Annotated in this window: 1 protein-coding gene; it reads left to right on the plus strand. The window is 60.6% G+C overall.

The window, feature by feature from the left end; translation table 11 throughout:
* On the plus strand, positions 1-393 hold a 393-nt coding region (locus D7Y13_RS44550), incomplete at both ends, for an ATP-binding cassette domain-containing protein (RefSeq protein ID WP_208734753.1).

Consider the following 393-nt stretch of genomic DNA (forward strand, 5'->3'; position numbering starts at 1 on the left):
CTTGGAGCCCGGCCACGGATAATTCTCTCTATGGCACTTATCACTCTTATGGACGCCAACTGGCCTTTGGGCATGTTGCCTTGTTGGATCACGCAGGCTTTGCTCTGGAACCGGGCGAGCGCATCGGTTTGATCGGCCGCAACGGCGCCGGCAAGTCTTCATTGCTCAAGATACTTGGAGGTATCGCCAAGCCCGACGATGGCGCGCTGCATGTGCAGCAGGGGTTGCGCATCACTTATGTAGCGCAGGAGCCTGACCTGGACCCCGCCTCCACGATCTTCGAAGCCGCCTCCCAGGGGCTGGGCGATGTGATCCGCGTGCGAGACCTCTATCTCTCCGGCGCAGACGGCCTGGATCTCGATGCCCTGCAGTCCCAGATCGAGTCCTATGACG

Source organism: Corallococcus praedator (assembly GCF_003612125.1).
GTDB classification, from domain to species: domain Bacteria; phylum Myxococcota; class Myxococcia; order Myxococcales; family Myxococcaceae; genus Corallococcus; species Corallococcus praedator.